This is a genomic window from Achromobacter sp. Bel, assembly GCF_012928505.1.
Lineage (GTDB): Bacteria > Pseudomonadota > Gammaproteobacteria > Burkholderiales > Burkholderiaceae_B > Achromobacter.
Genome location: NZ_JABBJN010000043.1, coordinates 1 through 14,979, shown reverse-complemented (window position 1 = coordinate 14,979; position 14,979 = coordinate 1). Strand labels below are relative to the sequence as shown.

The 14,979-nt window shown below is 66.8% G+C and carries 13 protein-coding genes and 1 pseudogene; 7 read left to right on the top strand and 7 right to left on the bottom strand.

The annotated features are described in order from the left end of the window. Positions 1–184: 184 nt before the first annotated feature. Together HG262_RS22640 and HG262_RS22635 are read right to left on the bottom strand one after the other, a co-directional pair. A complete protein-coding gene (locus tag HG262_RS22640) occupies positions 185–2,080 on the bottom strand; it encodes an LTA synthase family protein (protein ID WP_169273162.1) in 1,896 nt (631 codons plus the stop codon). A gap of 248 nt (positions 2,081–2,328) precedes the next feature. Further along, positions 2,329–3,057, bottom strand: a complete 729-nt coding sequence (locus tag HG262_RS22635; protein WP_169273161.1) for a FadR/GntR family transcriptional regulator — start codon at positions 3,055–3,057, stop codon at positions 2,329–2,331. 129 nt (positions 3,058–3,186) lie between these two features. Here HG262_RS22635 and HG262_RS22630 point away from each other — a divergent pair, with 129 nt between their 5' ends. The 5 genes from HG262_RS22630 to HG262_RS22610 all read left to right on the top strand — a co-directional run bounded on the left by HG262_RS22630 (position 3,187) and on the right by HG262_RS22610 (position 7,866). Further along, the gene (locus tag HG262_RS22630) at positions 3,187–4,038 is read left to right on the top strand and encodes an NAD(P)-dependent oxidoreductase (RefSeq protein WP_169273160.1); all 852 of its coding nucleotides are present in this window, start codon (positions 3,187–3,189) and stop codon (positions 4,036–4,038) included. 7 nt (positions 4,039–4,045) lie between these two features. Further along, positions 4,046–4,924, top strand: a complete 879-nt coding sequence (locus HG262_RS22625; RefSeq protein WP_169273159.1) for an SMP-30/gluconolactonase/LRE family protein — start codon at positions 4,046–4,048, stop codon at positions 4,922–4,924. A 119-nt stretch (positions 4,925–5,043) separates the two neighbouring features. Continuing rightward, positions 5,044–6,021 carry a TRAP transporter substrate-binding protein gene (locus HG262_RS22620; protein WP_169273158.1) on the top strand — a complete coding sequence of 326 codons (978 nt, stop codon included), beginning with the start codon at positions 5,044–5,046 and terminating at the stop codon, positions 6,019–6,021. A gap of 7 nt (positions 6,022–6,028) precedes the next feature. After that, positions 6,029–6,592 carry a TRAP transporter small permease gene (locus tag HG262_RS22615; RefSeq protein ID WP_169273157.1) on the top strand — a complete coding sequence of 188 codons (564 nt, stop codon included), beginning with the start codon at positions 6,029–6,031 and terminating at the stop codon, positions 6,590–6,592. Continuing rightward, positions 6,583–7,866, top strand: a complete 1,284-nt coding sequence (locus HG262_RS22610) for a TRAP transporter large permease (protein WP_169273156.1) — start codon at positions 6,583–6,585, stop codon at positions 7,864–7,866. The genes HG262_RS22615 and HG262_RS22610 overlap by 10 nt, the downstream gene beginning before the upstream one ends. On the opposite strand, the gene HG262_RS22605 is transcribed toward HG262_RS22610, so the two are convergent. From HG262_RS22605 to HG262_RS22585, 5 genes are all read right to left on the bottom strand, one after another. After that, a complete protein-coding gene (locus tag HG262_RS22605) occupies positions 7,818–8,609 on the bottom strand; it encodes a phosphatase PAP2 family protein (protein ID WP_169273155.1) in 792 nt (263 codons plus the stop codon). The genes HG262_RS22610 and HG262_RS22605 overlap by 49 nt on opposite strands. A gap of 65 nt (positions 8,610–8,674) precedes the next feature. Continuing rightward, positions 8,675–10,048: a HAMP domain-containing sensor histidine kinase gene (locus tag HG262_RS22600; RefSeq protein WP_169273154.1), complete on the bottom strand. Its 1,374-nt coding sequence runs from the start codon at positions 10,046–10,048 to the stop codon at positions 8,675–8,677. Continuing rightward, positions 10,045–10,758, bottom strand: coding sequence for a response regulator transcription factor (locus HG262_RS22595; RefSeq protein WP_169273153.1), 714 nt, complete (start codon positions 10,756–10,758; stop codon positions 10,045–10,047). The genes HG262_RS22600 and HG262_RS22595 overlap by 4 nt, the downstream gene beginning before the upstream one ends. Positions 10,759–10,807: 49 nt before the next feature. Next, positions 10,808–12,223, bottom strand: a complete 1,416-nt coding sequence (locus tag HG262_RS22590) for an FAD-binding oxidoreductase (RefSeq protein WP_169273152.1) — start codon at positions 12,221–12,223, stop codon at positions 10,808–10,810. A gap of 108 nt (positions 12,224–12,331) precedes the next feature. Then, entirely contained in the window at positions 12,332–12,940 is a 609-nt protein-coding gene (locus HG262_RS22585; RefSeq protein ID WP_248293464.1) for a hypothetical protein, read from the bottom strand. Positions 12,941–13,288: 348 nt separating this feature from the next. Between HG262_RS22585 and HG262_RS22580 the strand changes: the two genes are divergently transcribed. Beyond that, entirely contained in the window at positions 13,289–14,683 is a 1,395-nt protein-coding gene (locus tag HG262_RS22580; RefSeq protein ID WP_169273150.1) for a phosphomannomutase/phosphoglucomutase, read from the top strand. A 5-nt stretch (positions 14,684–14,688) separates the two neighbouring features. Beyond that, positions 14,689–14,979 (top strand): annotated as a pseudogene (locus tag HG262_RS22575) (glucose-6-phosphate isomerase); the annotation flags it as partial.

Here is a 14,979-nt window from a genome sequence, read left to right as displayed (position 1 = left end):
ACGGGCGTTGGCGCGGTGCGGGCCGATCAGATTCATGCTTGCTCATTTGAGCCTCGGAGACGGCCCGGCTTGCGCCGGTGGGAAGGTCTGGAACAGTCATGGCCGCCAGTTTGCTGGCCGTTGGCGGAAATCCGCTTGCGCAAGATCAAGCCCCGCATTCGCGAATTCCGCCGAAGAAACGCCATCATGGCAGCCGATATTTCTCTTCACGGTACACCCACGATGCCCACAAGGCATGGGCCAGCGCTTCTTCCGTCAATCCGGGATCCGCAGGCTCCACCGGCGCATAGACCTCATCGCTTCCCACCGGGGCCGCCTTGTACTGGAACTCCCTGGGTGCCTTGGCCGGTTCCAGCACCAACAACTTGTCGCCTTGCAAATACCCGAAGTTGTCCGCGTATTGCATGATCGCCCGGTTCGGATCGCGTTGCGTCAGGTCCGCGCCCAGCATCGGATTCACGTTGTCCAGACCGATCAAAGACAACAGCGTCGGCGCCATATCGATCTGGCTGACCAGCCGTTCGTCCTGGCGCGGTGCGACGCCTGCGCCCAGGAACAGCGCCGGGATCTGGAAATGGCGTACCGGCACGGGGATGGACCCGTAGACCCGTGAATCATGATCCGCGATGACCAGGAACACGGTGTTGTCCCAATACGGCGCCTTTTTGGCCTTCTCGAAGAACTGGCCCAACGCCCAATCCGCATAGCGCACCGTGTTGTCCACCGTGGCCGGATCGCCCACCGGTTGGATGCGGCCTTCCGGATATTCCCATGGCGAGTGGTTCGTGACCGAAAACGCCAGGGTGAAGACCGGCTTGTCGCCGTCGGCGCGCAGCAGGCGGTCGACCTGATTGAACATATCTTCGTCCGACGCGCCCCACGATCCTTCGAAGACCGGGTTCACGAACTTCGGACGGTCGACGACCTCGTCGAAACCGTTGCCCAGGAAGAATGCGCGCATGTTGTCGAAGTGCGATTCGCCGCCGTAGACGAAGCGCGAGTGATAGCCGTGGCGGCCCAACACCTGGGCCAACGTGAAGAAACCGGTCTGCGAGCGGGGCAGCTTGACCACCGCGTCGGCCACGCTGGGCAAAAAGCCCGCCGTCACCGCTTCGATGCCACGCACCGAGCGTGTGCCGGTGGCGTAGGCGCGGTGGAACATCCAGCCTTCCTTGGACAGGCGGTCGATGTTGGGGGTCAAGTCGCGGCCGCCCAGGCTGCCCACGTATTGCGCGCCCAGGCTTTCCTGCAGGATGATCACCACGTTCAACGGCTTGTCGCGGCGCACGGTGGCTTTCTGCTCATGCAGGCTGGGATAGCGCGGGTCCAGCGGCGCGCCTGTCAGGCCGGCCTTCTCGCGCACGATGGCGTTCATCTGGTCCACCGGCATCTTCGGGTACATCGCCGCGGACGAGCGCTCGTCGCGCATCCGGTAGGCGGCGTCGAACACGCTGTACAGCGAATTCAGCGCCAGCGCATTGACCATGGCGTCCGAACTGAAGGCCACCTTGGCCGGGTTGATCGGGCGATGCTCCAGCGTGCCGCGCGCGCCCAGCACGACCAGCGCCAGGATCACGAAGGACGCGACCGGCCGTTTCCACCACGCCATGAACGGATCGCGCGAGCGCACCGGGAACAGCTTGACCGCCAGCCAGGCCGCCAGCACCAGCACCACGAAGGCGGCCAGCAGCACGCCCTTGTAGCCCTGCCACAGCATCGAGCCCACTTCTTTCGGATTCAGCAGATAGATGAAGTACAGGCGGTTGGGCCGCGTGTCGTATTCGGCGATGAATTGCGGCGTGGAGACTTCCAGCAGCACATACAGCATCCACCACACGCGGAACCAACACGCGGTGATGCACGCGGCCAGCGGCCGGTGCCCGAACCACGGCGACAGCACGGCGGGCAGCGCGATCACCATCGACAGCAGGCAGACGTCGATGCGCAGTCCGCCGAACAGCACGGGCCACAGGCCGCCCGCGGCCTCAACGCGGTCCCACATCCAGAATGACAGGGCCAGACGCGACAGCGTCAACATCACCAGGACGGCGATGACAAACCGAAGTGTCAGGCGTCGCATGCGGCGGCCCCCCAAGGGTGGCGCGAATCCGCCGGTTCGGATGAAAGGGTCCTGCTGAATATGCCGAGCAAAGCCATGCCGCCTCGTTGTCCTGAAATCAAAACGGGCCAAGGTTAACGCGGTTTCGCAGGCGTTGGCAGCGACATCGCTGGCTTTACTTGTTGTACGACATCATATTTCAAGCGCGGGAATGCACGGAGACACACTAGCATCGATGCACGAGCGCGCCTGCGCGCCTCGCCGGCCGCCTATTGTGCGCGGCGCAGTCGTTCGCGGCTATTGCTCAAATGCGTGCGCATGGCCGCACGAGCGCTTTCCGCATCCTGACGCATGATCGCGTTGTAGATGTCTTCATGTTCCAGGTTCACGCGCGCCAGATAGGCCGCGCGGTCTTCGTGCGCGAACTTGGCGGAATTGATGCGGGTGCGCGGGATGATGGCCGAACCCAGGTGCGACATCAGATCCGCGAAGTAGCGGTTGTCGGTGGATTGCGCCACCAGCAGATGGAACTGGAAATCCGGGGTGATCGTGTCGCCCCCGCTTTCCAGTGCGCTGCGAAAGAGGTCCAGCGCGCGGCGCATCTCTTGCAGCTGCACATCGCTGCGGCGGATGGCGGCCAGGCCCGCGGCCTCGCTTTCCAGGCAGATGCGCAATTCCAGCAGCACCAGCACGTCGCGCACCGTGGCGATGTCGGCAGGGTCCACTCGGAAATCGCCGCCGCCGCTGGGTTCCAGCGCATAGGTGCCTACGCCATGATGCGTCTCGACCAGCCCCGACGCCTGCAGGCGTGACAGCGCCTCGCGCACGACGGTGCGGCTGACGCCGAACTGGCGCATGATCTCGGATTCGGTGGGCAGCTTGTCGCCCGGACGGATGTTGCCGCCCCGGATGCGTTCGGAAATGTTCTCGACCAGGCCTTGGGCCAGGTTACGGGGACGACGCTGCGGCAAGACGGGGGTATCGACAGGAGCGTTCATCAGGGATTATCCGAAGGCGGTTGCGCAAAGCTTGACGCTGAATTTTGGCGCTCATTATACTTTGCTCAAGTTGTACGATAACGTACCAGATAAGTCCACTCCCCAGCGCCTCCCACCGAGCATTGCGCCATGAGCCGAACTGTCACCGACGTACCCGCCTCGTTACGCTGCCATCGCCTGTTATTGACCGGCGCCGCCGGCAACCTGGGCCAAGTGCTGCGTCCCCGGTTGAAGGCCCATGCGGAGGTGCTGCGCGTGTCCGACCTGGCCGCCCCCGCCCCCGCCGCCCCCGGGGAAGAGGCCATTCCCTGTGACCTGGCCGACGCCGCCGCGGTGTCCCGGCTGGTGCAGGGCGTCGACGCCATCGTGCACCTGGGCGGCGTCTCGGTGGAACGGCCGTTCGAAGAGATCCTGCCCGCCAACATCCAGGGCGTCTACAACCTGTTCGAAGCGGCCCGCATCCATGGCGTACGGCGCGTGGTGTTCGCCAGTTCGAACCACGTCATCGGCTTCTATGAGCAGGGCAAACAGCTGGACCCGGACGTGCCGCTGCGCCCGGACGGCTACTACGGCTTGAGCAAGGCGTACGGCGAGCACCTGTCGCGCTTTTATTTCGACCGCTACGGCATCGAAACCGTATGCCTGCGCATCGGCTCGTCGTTCCCCGAACCCAAGGACCGCCGCATGATGGTCACGTGGCTCAGCTACGACGACCTGACCGACCTGGTCACGCGCGCGCTCTTCGCGCCGGAGGTCGGCCACCTGATCGTGTACGGCGCATCGGCCAACCGCGACAGTTGGTGGAACGACGACGCCGCGCGCGTATTGGGGTTCGTCCCCAAGGACTCATCCGAACGCTTCCGCGCGCAGGTCGAAGCACAGCCCCCGCTGCCCGCCGACGATCCCGCCGCCCGCTACCAGGGCGGCGCTTTCGTCAAGGCCGGCCCCTTCCCCTTCCCTACGCCTTCACCGGCCGAGTAGCCGCGCCATGCCCGCAACCGCCGAACGTATCGGGAACATGCTGTGCGGCGTAGGAGAAAGCCCGGTCTGGCGCGCCGCCGACCAGGCGTTCACCTGGACCGACATTCCGGGCAAGACCTTGTGGCGCTGGACGCCGGCAAGCGGCGACATCGCGCAATGGGCGCTGCCCCAGATGGCCGGCTGCATCGCGATGCGCGGCCCCGGCTGGCTATTGGCGATGGAAGACGGCCTGTATGCCTGCGGCCCGCTGCAAGCCGGCCTGCCGTGCGAGCCGCGGCCACTGGCCCCCGTCGCGCACACGGCGCCCGGCATGCGCTTTAACGACGGGCGCTGCGACCGGCAAGGCCGTTTCCTGGCGGGCACGATGGTCATGGACATGGGGCTGGCGCAACCTGCCGGCCGGCTGTACCGCTACGACGCCCGAGGCCTTGCCGTCCTGCTGGACGGCCTGATCGTGCCCAACGGCATGGCGTTCAGCCCGGACGGCAGGACGATGTACCTGTCGGACTCCCACCCTTCGCGCGCCATGGTCTGGGCCTTCGACTACGACGTCGAAACGGGCACGCCGCACAACCGCCGCCCATTCATCGCCGCCTTGCCCGCCGGCCGTCCGGATGGCGCGGCGGTGGACACCGACGGCGGCTACTGGATCTGCGGCAACGAGGCCGGCCGCGTCTACCGCTACACGCCCGACGGCCGGCTGGACCGGACCCTGGACGTCCCCGCCGCGCGCATCGCGATGTGCGCATTTGGCGGCGCCGGCATGGATACGCTGTTCATTACGTCGATCCGCCCGCCATCGGCTGCCCCCGGCACCCTTGAAGGCGCCGTGTTCGCCCTGCGCCCCGGCGCGCAGGGCCTGGAGGAAACCGCAAGCGCCGGTTAGCACCCGACCGGGGCGGCCGTCGCGCGCCCCAAAGCGAAGTAAGCAAGCCCATCTATATCAAAGAGCTTCGAGGCCGTCCTGGCCACTGACGAAACGCCGTACTCCAACCGGAGGTAGACATGCTGCGCCCCACCCTGACCCGCGCCATTTTGGCGGCGGCTGCCTTGCTGACGCTGATTCCCGCCACCCACGCCGCCGAGCTGCGCTCGGCCGACATCCACCCCGACGACTATCCCACCGTGCTGGCCGTGCGCCACTTCGGCGAACTGGTCAAGCAACGCACCAACGGCCGCATCACGGTCAAGGTGTACGCCGGCGGCGCGCTGGGCAACGAAGACGATTCGATCGAGCAAGTGAAGCTGGGCGCCCTGGCCATGGCCCGCGTTTCAAGCGCCGCGATGCACAACATCTGCCAGACCACCCGCGTGCCCTCGCTGCCCTTCCTGTTCCGCTCCAAGGAGCATCTGCACAAAGTGCTGGACAGCGAGATCGGCGACCAGATCCTGCGCTCGTGCGAGGGCGCGGGTTTTGTCGGCCTGGCCTGGTATGACAGCGGCGCGCGGTCGATGTACACGCGCAACAAGCCGATCAAGACGCTGGCCGATGCGAAAGGCCTGAAGATCCGCGTCCAGCAATCCGATCTGTCCGTCGCCATGGTCGAGGCGATGGGCGGGAACGCCACGCCGATGCCAATGGGCGAGGTCTACACGTCTCTGAAGACAGGGCTGGTGGATGCGGCCGAAAACAATTTCCCCAGCTACGAAAGCGCGCACCACTACGAGGTCGCGAAGTACTACGCGATGACCGAGCACACGATGACGCCGGAGATCCTGATCTTCTCCAAGCGCCAATGGGACAAGCTGCCGCCGGACGACCAGAAGATCCTGCGGGAAGCGGCGCGCGAATCCGTGCCCTACATGCGCAAGCTGTGGGACGAGCGGGAACAGAAGTCGCGGTCCGTGGTCGAGCGCGCCGGTTCGCAAATCGTGGACGTGGACAAAGCCTCGTTCCAGAACGCGATGAAGCCCGTGTACGAACGCTTCGTGACCACGCCCGAAATGAAAGACCTGGTCGCGAAGATCCAGGCCGTCCAGTGAGGGCACCATGTTGGCCACACCCACGAATGAAACCGATGTCGTCGCGGGGGGCCGGGCGCAAGCCCTGGCTGCCCCGCTGGATGCCTATACCCGAGGCTGCGCGGCACTGGCGCGGTTCTGCATGTGGACCAGCGTATTCGGGCTGGTCTGCCTGATCGTCGCCGTGACCCTGCAGATTGTCGGCCGCCACGTGCTCAACAGCACGCCGACCTGGGCGGAAAGCCTGGCGCTGCTGCTGGTGCTGTACGTAACCATGCTGGGCGCGGCCGTCGGCGTGCGCGACGCGGGCCACATCGGTTTCGAATCGCTGCTGGATGCGCTGCCCAAAGCCGGCCAGCGCCGGCTGCGGATCTTCATCCATCTGCTGGTGCTGCTGTTCGGCGTGCTGATGGCCTGGAACTGTGGCGTGCTGGCTGAATCCGTCGCGGCCTACAAGATCCCCAACCTGGGGATTTCGAACGCCTGGAAGTACATCCCCGCAACCCTGTCTGGCACCTTGATCGCGCTCTTCTCCATCGAGCACATCATCGCCATCCTGCGCAACCATAAGGTGGTACCGGCATGGCGCTGACACTGCTTTCGTTTACGTTCATGGGGTTCCTGGTGATCGGCGTGCCGGTCGCCTTCGCCATCGGCCTGTCGTCCATTACTGCCATCATGGTCGAGGACCTTCCGCTGGCGGTGGCCTTCCAGCAGATGACCTCCGGCATGAACGCGTTCTCGTTCCTGGCCATCCCCTTCTTCATCTTCACGGGCGAGCTCATGCTGTATGGCGGCATCGCCGACCGCATCGTGGCGTTCGCCAAGTCGCTGGTGGGGCACGTACGCGGGGGGCTCGGCATGTCCAACGTGGTGGCCTGCACGCTTTTCGGCGGCGTGTCGGGATCGCCCGTGGCGGATGTGTCGGCGATGGGGTCCGTGATGATCCCGATGATGAAGCGCGAGGGCTATCACGCGGACTATGCGGTGAATGTCACCACACACGCCGCGCTGGTCGGCGCGCTGATGCCCACCAGCCACAACATCATCATCTACACGCTGGCGGCGGGCGGCAAGGTGTCGATCGCGGCGCTGATCGCGGCGGGCGTCGTGCCGGCGGTGATCCTGACCCTGTGCAATCTGGCGGCTGCATATTTCGTGGCGCGCAGCCGGGGATATCCGGCGGGCACGTTCCCAGGCTGGCGGATCGTGCTGCGTTCGCTGGTCGCGGCGGCGCCAGGCCTGTTCGTGGTGGTGCTGATCATCACGGGCATCCTGAGCGGCGTCTTCACCGCGACGGAATCCGCGGCGGTGGCGGTGCTGTATGCGCTGGCGTTGACGATCTTCGTGTACCGGTCACTGAGTTGGGACCAGTTCGTGCGGGCGGCCAGCAAGGCGGTCAAGACGACGGGCGTCGTGCTGCTCTTGATCGGCATTTCAGCCACCTTCGGCTACCTGATCAGCTTCTACGGCGTGGCGGAGAAAACGGGCGAACTGATGGCATCGGTATCAACCAGCCCGTGGGCCATCTTCCTGATGGTCAACATCATCCTGTTCGTGCTGGGCACGTTCCTGGACATGGCCGCCACCATCCTGATCTGCACGCCGATCTTCCTGCCGATCTGCATGCAGTACGGCATGGGGCCGGTGCAGTTCGGGATCGTGATGCTGCTGAACTGCGCGTTGGGCCTGAACACGCCGCCAGTCGGGACGACACAGTTCGTCGGCTGCGCGATCGGCGGCGTATCGGTGGGCACCGTGATGCGCACGATCTGGCCGTTCTACGGCGCCTTGCTGGCGGCGCTGGCGCTGGTGACCTACGTGCCGGCCTTTTCGCTGTGGCTGCCCGGGGTGCTGCTCAACTGACCGGAATGATCTTGGGACGGGCCGCGCAAGCTGCCCCGCCCCGCGACCACCGGATAGAAGAACAACGCGGCCAGGAACCACAGCAAGGCGGCCGACCAGAGCGTCTGGCTAAGGAAGTGGGCGCCCTGCAGGATACGCACCACGGAAAACCCGGCGCCCGCCACCACGCCCACGGCCAGCCCCCACCAGCGCCAGGCAGGCCGCCCCAGGGCCCACCCGGCGAAATACAAGGTCAGCATCGAATAGCCGGCGCCCGCGTGGCCGCTGGGCATGGCGCCCCCGGCGCGCGCACGCACCCAGGTCCACCAATGCAGCGGATACGGCGTATAGCCGCCCAAGGATTCCAGGTCGTACGGCCGTGGCAGCGTCGTGTAGTGCTTGAGCTGATTGACCACCAGTTGGCCCATGAGGCAGGTCGCCGCCAGCGCCAGGGCAGGTCCGCGCCATGGCCGCCAGGCCGGGATGCGGAAACTGGCCGCCGCCACGCCCACGGCCGCCAGCGCCACGCCGATCGGCAAGGCCAGCACCATGCGGTGCCCCACCAGATCCAGCCAGCGGTTCACATGCAGCGGGAAGTCGTCCAGGACAGGATCGAACAGCGCCCGCGCGATGCGCAGGTCCAGGCCCGAGGCGTTGGCCCACCAGGCCAGGCAGGCAAGCGCCAGCGTCACGCCGATCAGCTGACTGCAGAGGTACCAGACAGGTGACGGCGCGCGCGCCGCAGGCAACAAGGGGGACGACATGGGTCAATAGACCTGGGACGCATCGGACAAGCGAAGAGCTTAGTTCGCCGAGAGTCGAAATTTCGTCAAATTCGACCCTGTGCCGCCGGCGCGACACCCCCGGAAGCCGCACCGGACGCATCGGCGACGCCGGCGTCGAACCGGAGGGAGAACCGCGTTCCCCGGGATCCCGCCTCGCGCGAGGACTCGACGGTCAGCGACCACCCCTGCATGTCGCAGACACGCTTGGCGATCGCCAGCCCCAGGCCCCGCGCGGTCTCGTCACGGTCGCCGGCGTTGGAATCGCGCATCCGTCCGCTGTAGTAACGGCGGAACAGAAACGGCAAATCATCCACGGCGATCCCTTTACCATCGTCGCTGAGTTCCAGCACGCCCTGGGCGGTGAAACGGGTGGTCAGCGTCGCCGGGGCGGCGTGCTCCACCGCGTTGCGCACCAGGTTGCGCAGCACGGTCAGCAGCGCATAGCGGTCCAGCGTCAGGACATGGCCGGGCGCGATCTGGTTGTCCCAGCGCAACTCGGCCTGCCCGGCCTGGGCCTCGTAGCCGCGCCAGGCGTCTTCCATGCACGCTGCGACGTCCACGGGCGCCGGTGGCAGCAACTGGTCGCGCGCCATCGCCCGGGCGCTTTCCAGGCATACGATCACATCATCCACGTTATCCACCACGCGGGTCAGGCGCTGGCGCTGGTCCGGCGTCAGCGCCTGGGTCAGCAGCATCAGTTCGCTGTCCGACCGGATCGCGGCCAGCGGCGTGCGCACCTCGTGGCTCAGGTTGCCCGCGAATTCGCGTTCGCGGGCGATCGATCGGTCAACCTGGTTCTGCACCCGGTTGAAGGCCTCGATCAGCCGGCCGGCCTCGTCGTCGCGCGTGACGGCCAGGTCGGGCGATCCCGGCGCCCAGGTCGCCAGCCGGTCCGTCAAGTCCAGCAATGGCCCTACCGCCACCGCCGCCACCCGGCGCGACAGGGCATAGGCGCCGATCACGCAGATGGCGCCGACCCCCAGCACGATCAGGCCGAAGTCGTGCACCCGCTCTTCGTTGTCGGTGGCGTCGTACAGCAGGTAGACCTTGCCCCGCCCCGTGTCGGCCACCATCACGTGCCAGGTATAGGCGCCGGGTTCGATCAGGTGCAGCCCGCTCTCCAGCCCCAGGACTTCGTCGGGAATGCCGGCGGGGCGCTGGCCGTCGACGCTCATCCATGCCCGCATGGATCCGCCCAGCTCGCGCGCGCCCTGACGCGGCATGAACTCGTCGCTGGCGCGCGCGTGCTGCACCAGCCGGTCCATTTCCGTATTGAGGATGTCGTTGACCAGGTCGTCTTCCATCTGGTCGAAGGTCAGATAGGCCAGCAAGGCCAGCGCCGTCACGAACAGCGCCACCGTGCCCGTCAGCGCCCACACCACCCGCTGGGTCAATGTGCCGCTGGGTACGCGTGTCATGGCGCGTCTCCGGCCGCGACCAGCCGCCAGCCGGTGCCGTGCAGGGTCTCGATGCCGTCGAAGCCGGCGTCCGCCAAGGCGCGCCGCAGCAGGTGAACCTGGCTCCGTAGCGCATCGGAAGAAGGGGGCTCGTTGCCCCACAGCACGGACTCCAACTCTTCGCGCGCCACCACCCTGCCCGGATCGCGCATCAGCGCCTCCATGATCAGGCCGGCCTTGCGCGTCAGGTGCACAGGCGTGCCATTGACCGATACACCGCGGCTGCGCGTGTCGTACTGCAGCGGGCCGAACTGGCGTACCGAATCCACCGTGGCGCCTTTCGCGCGCTGGATCAGGGCCAGCAGGCGGGCCTCGACTTCCAGCAGGGCAAAGGGTTTGGTCAGGTAGTCGTCCGCGCCGTGCGAAAACCCCGCCAGCTTATCCTCAAGGCTGTCGCGCGCGGTCAGCATCAGCACCGGCACCGACGCCCGCATGTCGTTGCGCAGGACGTGCAGCACCGCGTTGCCGTCCATGCCGGGCAAGCCGATGTCCAGGATCACGGCATCGAAGCGCTGTTCTTTCACGCGCTCCAGCGCCGCATGGCCGGTGTAGGCCACGTCCGGCAGGAAACCCCGCGCCTCCAGGAAGGTGAATAGATTGCCGGCGATGATGGCGTCGTCTTCGACGATCAGGATCCGGTTGTTCGCACCCGCCGCGGGGCTGGCAGCCATAGTTGAAGTTCCTTGTTGGAAGTCAGGACCAACGCGTGTTCCGGGCGGCTCAGGCTTGCAGCACCTTGCCCGGGTTCATCAACCCCTGCGGGTCCAGCGCACGCTTGATCCGCCGCATCAGCGCCAGTTCGACGGGGCTCTTGTAGCGCGGCAGTTCATCGCGCTTGAGCTGCCCGACGCCGTGTTCGGCGCTGATCGAGCCGCTGTGCGCATGCACGCTGTCATGCACCACGCCGTAGATCTCGCTTTGCAGCGCCAGCAGTTCGCTCTCGGTCTGGCCGGGCGCGTTGGCCACGTTGTAATGCAGGTTGCCATCGCCCAGGTGGCCGAAGATCACGTGGCGCACGCCCGGAAAGCGCGCTTGCAACAAGGCATTGGTCTTGTGCACGAAGCCGGCGATGGACGAAATGGGGATGGACACGTCGTGCTTGACCGATTTGCCCAGCTCGGCTTCTGCCAGCGGGATGCTTTCGCGCAAGTGCCATAACGCCTTGCTCTGCGCCACATTGGCGGCGATGGCCGCATCGTTGATCAGGCCGGCGTCGATGGCGTCGCCCAGCACCGCCTCGAAGCGGTCGCGAGCGTGCGCCTCGCTTTCGCTGTCGGACAGTTCCAGCAGCGCGAACCAGGGCGATTCGGCCGAAGCGCCTTCGAAAGGCAGACGCTGCTGCGGGAACAGGCGCACCACGGCTTGCAGGCAGGCGCCGCTCATAAGCTCGAACCCGGTCAGCGCCGCGCCAAAGCCCGAACGCGCGCGCGACAGCACGTCCACCGCGTGGTCGACCGTGTCCAGCGTCAATAGCGCCGTGCACGACGCCACGGGCCGGGGAAACAGCTTCAGCGTAGCGGCGGTGATGATGCCCAGCGTGCCTTCACTGCCGATGTACAGGTCGCGCAGGTCATAGCCGGTGTTGTCCTTGCGCAAACCGCGCAGGCCATTCCAGATGTCGCCTTCCGCTGTCACGACCTCCAGGCCCAACGTCAGGTCGCGCGTGTTGCCGTAGCGCAGCACCTGCGTGCCGCCGGCGTTGGTGGCCAGGTTGCCGCCAATCGTGCAACTGCCTTCGGCAGCCAGGCTGAGCGGGAACAGCCGGTCGGCCGCCGCGGCGGCTTCCTGGACGGATTGCAGGATGCAGCCCGCCTCGACCGTGATCGTGTCGTTGGCGGTATCCAGATTACGCACGGCGGTCAGGCGAGCCGTGGACAGCACCACGGCGCGGCCGGTGTCGTCCGGCGTGGCGCCGCCGCATAGGCCGGTATTGCCGCCTTGCGGCACCACCGGCACGCCATGGTGCAGGCACAGCTTCACGGCGGCGGCGACCTCTTGCGTCGAGCCCGGCCGGATGACCGCCAGCGCCGCGCCCCGGTAGCGCCGGCGCCAATCCTGCACATAGGGTTCGGCGTCCGCGCCGGTCAGCACATGGGAAAACCCCAGCAGGGACTGTAGATCGCTCAGCAAAGTCATAGGCGCCGCACAAGAGTGGCCTGGTGTCGCCCAGGCGCAGGTCAAGGGATATGCGGACTATTGTAGGGGCGGAATCGCCCCGCCGTAGGGGCGGCCAAAGCCCGGCCCCTAACCGACCGCCTGATCCAGCCGCGTGCCGGTCAGCCCGGAGCAGTAGGCCCGGGATGCGATGCGGTTCATGAGAAAAGCCCGGTCGACGCCCGCGGGTCCCGGCATTTCCGACAGCGCGCGGTAGGCGCGGCGCAACGCCTCGCCGCGCGTCGCGCCACACACCAGCAGGCGCGTGCAGGGCAAGCGGCGGTCGACGCAGCCGTCGATGCGCATCTCCAGCGCATGGGCGGCGTCCGGGTCTGGACCGGCGACGGGGGAGCCGGCGGCGTTCGGCTGCGCTTGGGCGTCCGACACCCGGAACACGCCGCTGCGGTCGTCCAGCGAAAAGGCCACCGTACCCATCCCCTGCCATCCGCGGTCGCGGGCGACATCGGCGGCGATGGTCCGCAACGCGGCCTCAACGGAAGATGGCAGGTGCGGCGCCGGGCATTCGGCGATCAGCACCCGCGCCTCGCGCCAAACACAGCGTTCCCAGGCGCGGCCCGTGGCCAGTTCGCCGGTTTCCGATACGAATACATGGATATCAAGCCGGCGCTCGCGGCCGGCGGCCGGCCCGGCATAGTCCGTGGGGGGGCCGCGCCTGCTGGTGGCTCCCCTCGACGACATGACAGTAGAAACTTTGGCACCCATGGCCCCTCCCGGTCTTTCTGCTTGCATAGCAAGCGTATCACCTTCGGATGACGAGCAATTTCCATGCCACGCCAAGCGCCCTGGCAAAGGCCCTTCAGGTGGCCTCCAGCCCCGCACCGGATCAAGGCGGCCCGCCCCCTGCATGCACCAAATCAGGGCGCGCGCCAACCCTTAAGACGCCCTACTCCGCCCGCCGGATGAGGGGCTACCCTCCAATGGAGGATAATTCGACCTTGACCCCCTTGCCAGGCGGGTTTTGATGCGCGGGTTTACCATGTCACCCCGTCAGAACCCGTGCTGTAACACCCTTCTCAAGGAATCGTCGTGGGCAATCACAACACGCAGTTTCCCGCCTCTGTCTTCAAGGCCTATGACATCCGCGGCACCGTCCCGGACCTGATCGACGCCGCGTTCGCCCGCGCCCTGGGCGGGGCGCTGGCCGCCCGTGCCCGCGCGCAAGGCGTCCAGACGCTGGTGGTGGGCCGCGACGGCCGTCTGAGCAGCGAGATGCTGTCGACGGCGCTGCAAGAGGGCATGCTGGAAGGCGGGGTGGACACCGTGGACATCGGGATGGTCCCCACCCCCCTCGTCTATTTCGCCACGCATATCATGCAATGCGGCTCAGGCGTGGCCATCACGGGCAGCCACAACCCGCCCAAGTACAACGGTTTCAAGATGATGATGGGCGGTCGCGCGCTGTACGGCGACGACGTGCAAGCCCTGAGCGCCACGATGAACGGCGGCGCTGCCGCCCCGGCCGAGCGCGCCGGCGTCCGCCGCCAACTGGATCTGGTGGCCACCTACATCGCGCGCGTGGCGTCCGGAGTCAAGCTGGCCCGCCCCATGAAGATCGCGATCGACTGCGGCAACGGCGTCGCCGGCGCGGTCGCGCCCCAATTGTTCCGCGCGTTGGGCTGCGAGGTCACCGAACTGTTCTGCGACGTCGACGGCACCTTTCCCAATCACCACCCCGACCCCGCCGAACCCAAGAACCTGCAAGACCTGATCCAGTGCGTGGCGCAAACCGACTGCGAACTGGGACTGGCCTTCGACGGCGACGGCGACCGCCTGGGCGTGGTTACGAAATCGGGCCAGATCATCTGGCCGGACCGCCAACTGGTGCTCTTCGCGCGCGACGTGCTGGAACGCAACCCCGGCGCCACCATCATCTATGACGTGAAGTGCAGCCGCCACGTGGGGCTGTCGGTCGAAGCCGCAGGCGGCGTGCCGCTGATGTGGAAGACCGGCCATTCGCTGGTCAAGGCCAAGCTGGCTGAAACCGGCGCGCCGCTGGCGGGTGAAATGAGCGGCCACATATTCTTCAAGGAACGCTGGTACGGCTTCGACGACGGCCTGTACACCGGTGCGCGCCTGCTCGAGATCGTGTCGCATTTCGCCGATGCGTGCGCGCCGCTGGAAGCCCTGCCGCAAGACGTGTCCACGCCCGAACTGAAGCTGGAGATGGAAGAAGGCCAGCCCTTCACCCTGGTCCAGGCATTGCAGGACCAAGGCCAATTTCCCGACGCCCGCCGCGTGATCACCATCGACGGCGTTCGCGCGGAATACGCGGACGGCTTCGGCCTGGCGCGTCCGTCCAACACCACGCCGGTCGTCGTGCTGCGCTTCGAAGCGCAGACCACCGAGGCGCTGCAACGCATCCAAGCCGACTTCCGCCGCGAGCTGGGCAAGCTCGCGCCGGAAGCCAAACTGCCTTTCTGACCCCCATGTCCCTTCCCAACAGTCCGGCCTGGCACCAATTCACCGCAGCAGCGAACGCCGCGTCGCGACGCGGCGAACAATTGCGGCTGATCAACGCCCCGGGGCTGCGCCTGGACCTAAGCGCGCAAGCCCACTCCCCCGCCCTGCAGGAAGCGTCGGCGGCGTTGCTGGCGCAACAGGGCTTTGACGCCGCCCGCGCCGAGCTGTTCGATGGCGGCAATGCCAACTGGACGGAAGGGCGCGCCGCCTGGCACACCGCCCTGCGCGCGCCGCAGCCCCCCGCGGCGGTGGCCGGC

What these genes read in the sequence shown, in the direction of transcription:
- HG262_RS22605 (WP_169273155.1), bottom strand. Translation starts at nt 8,609, where the DNA reads ATGTCGTCCCCCTTGTTGCCTGCGGCGCGCGCGCCGTCACCTGTCTGG.
- HG262_RS22625 (WP_169273159.1), top strand. Translation starts at nt 4,046, where the DNA reads ATGCCCGCAACCGCCGAACGTATCGGGAACATGCTGTGCGGCGTAGGA.
- HG262_RS22585 (WP_248293464.1), bottom strand. Translation starts at nt 12,940, where the DNA reads ATGTCGTCGAGGGGAGCCACCAGCAGGCGCGGCCCCCCCACGGACTAT.
- HG262_RS22620 (WP_169273158.1), top strand. Translation starts at nt 5,044, where the DNA reads ATGCTGCGCCCCACCCTGACCCGCGCCATTTTGGCGGCGGCTGCCTTG.
- HG262_RS22640 (WP_169273162.1), bottom strand. Translation starts at nt 2,080, where the DNA reads ATGCGACGCCTGACACTTCGGTTTGTCATCGCCGTCCTGGTGATGTTG.
- HG262_RS22600 (WP_169273154.1), bottom strand. Translation starts at nt 10,048, where the DNA reads ATGACACGCGTACCCAGCGGCACATTGACCCAGCGGGTGGTGTGGGCG.
- HG262_RS22635 (WP_169273161.1), bottom strand. Translation starts at nt 3,057, where the DNA reads ATGAACGCTCCTGTCGATACCCCCGTCTTGCCGCAGCGTCGTCCCCGT.
- HG262_RS22610 (WP_169273156.1), top strand. Translation starts at nt 6,583, where the DNA reads ATGGCGCTGACACTGCTTTCGTTTACGTTCATGGGGTTCCTGGTGATC.
- HG262_RS22595 (WP_169273153.1), bottom strand. Translation starts at nt 10,758, where the DNA reads ATGGCTGCCAGCCCCGCGGCGGGTGCGAACAACCGGATCCTGATCGTC.
- HG262_RS22630 (WP_169273160.1), top strand. Translation starts at nt 3,187, where the DNA reads ATGAGCCGAACTGTCACCGACGTACCCGCCTCGTTACGCTGCCATCGC.
- HG262_RS22590 (WP_169273152.1), bottom strand. Translation starts at nt 12,223, where the DNA reads ATGACTTTGCTGAGCGATCTACAGTCCCTGCTGGGGTTTTCCCATGTG.
- HG262_RS22615 (WP_169273157.1), top strand. Translation starts at nt 6,029, where the DNA reads ATGTTGGCCACACCCACGAATGAAACCGATGTCGTCGCGGGGGGCCGG.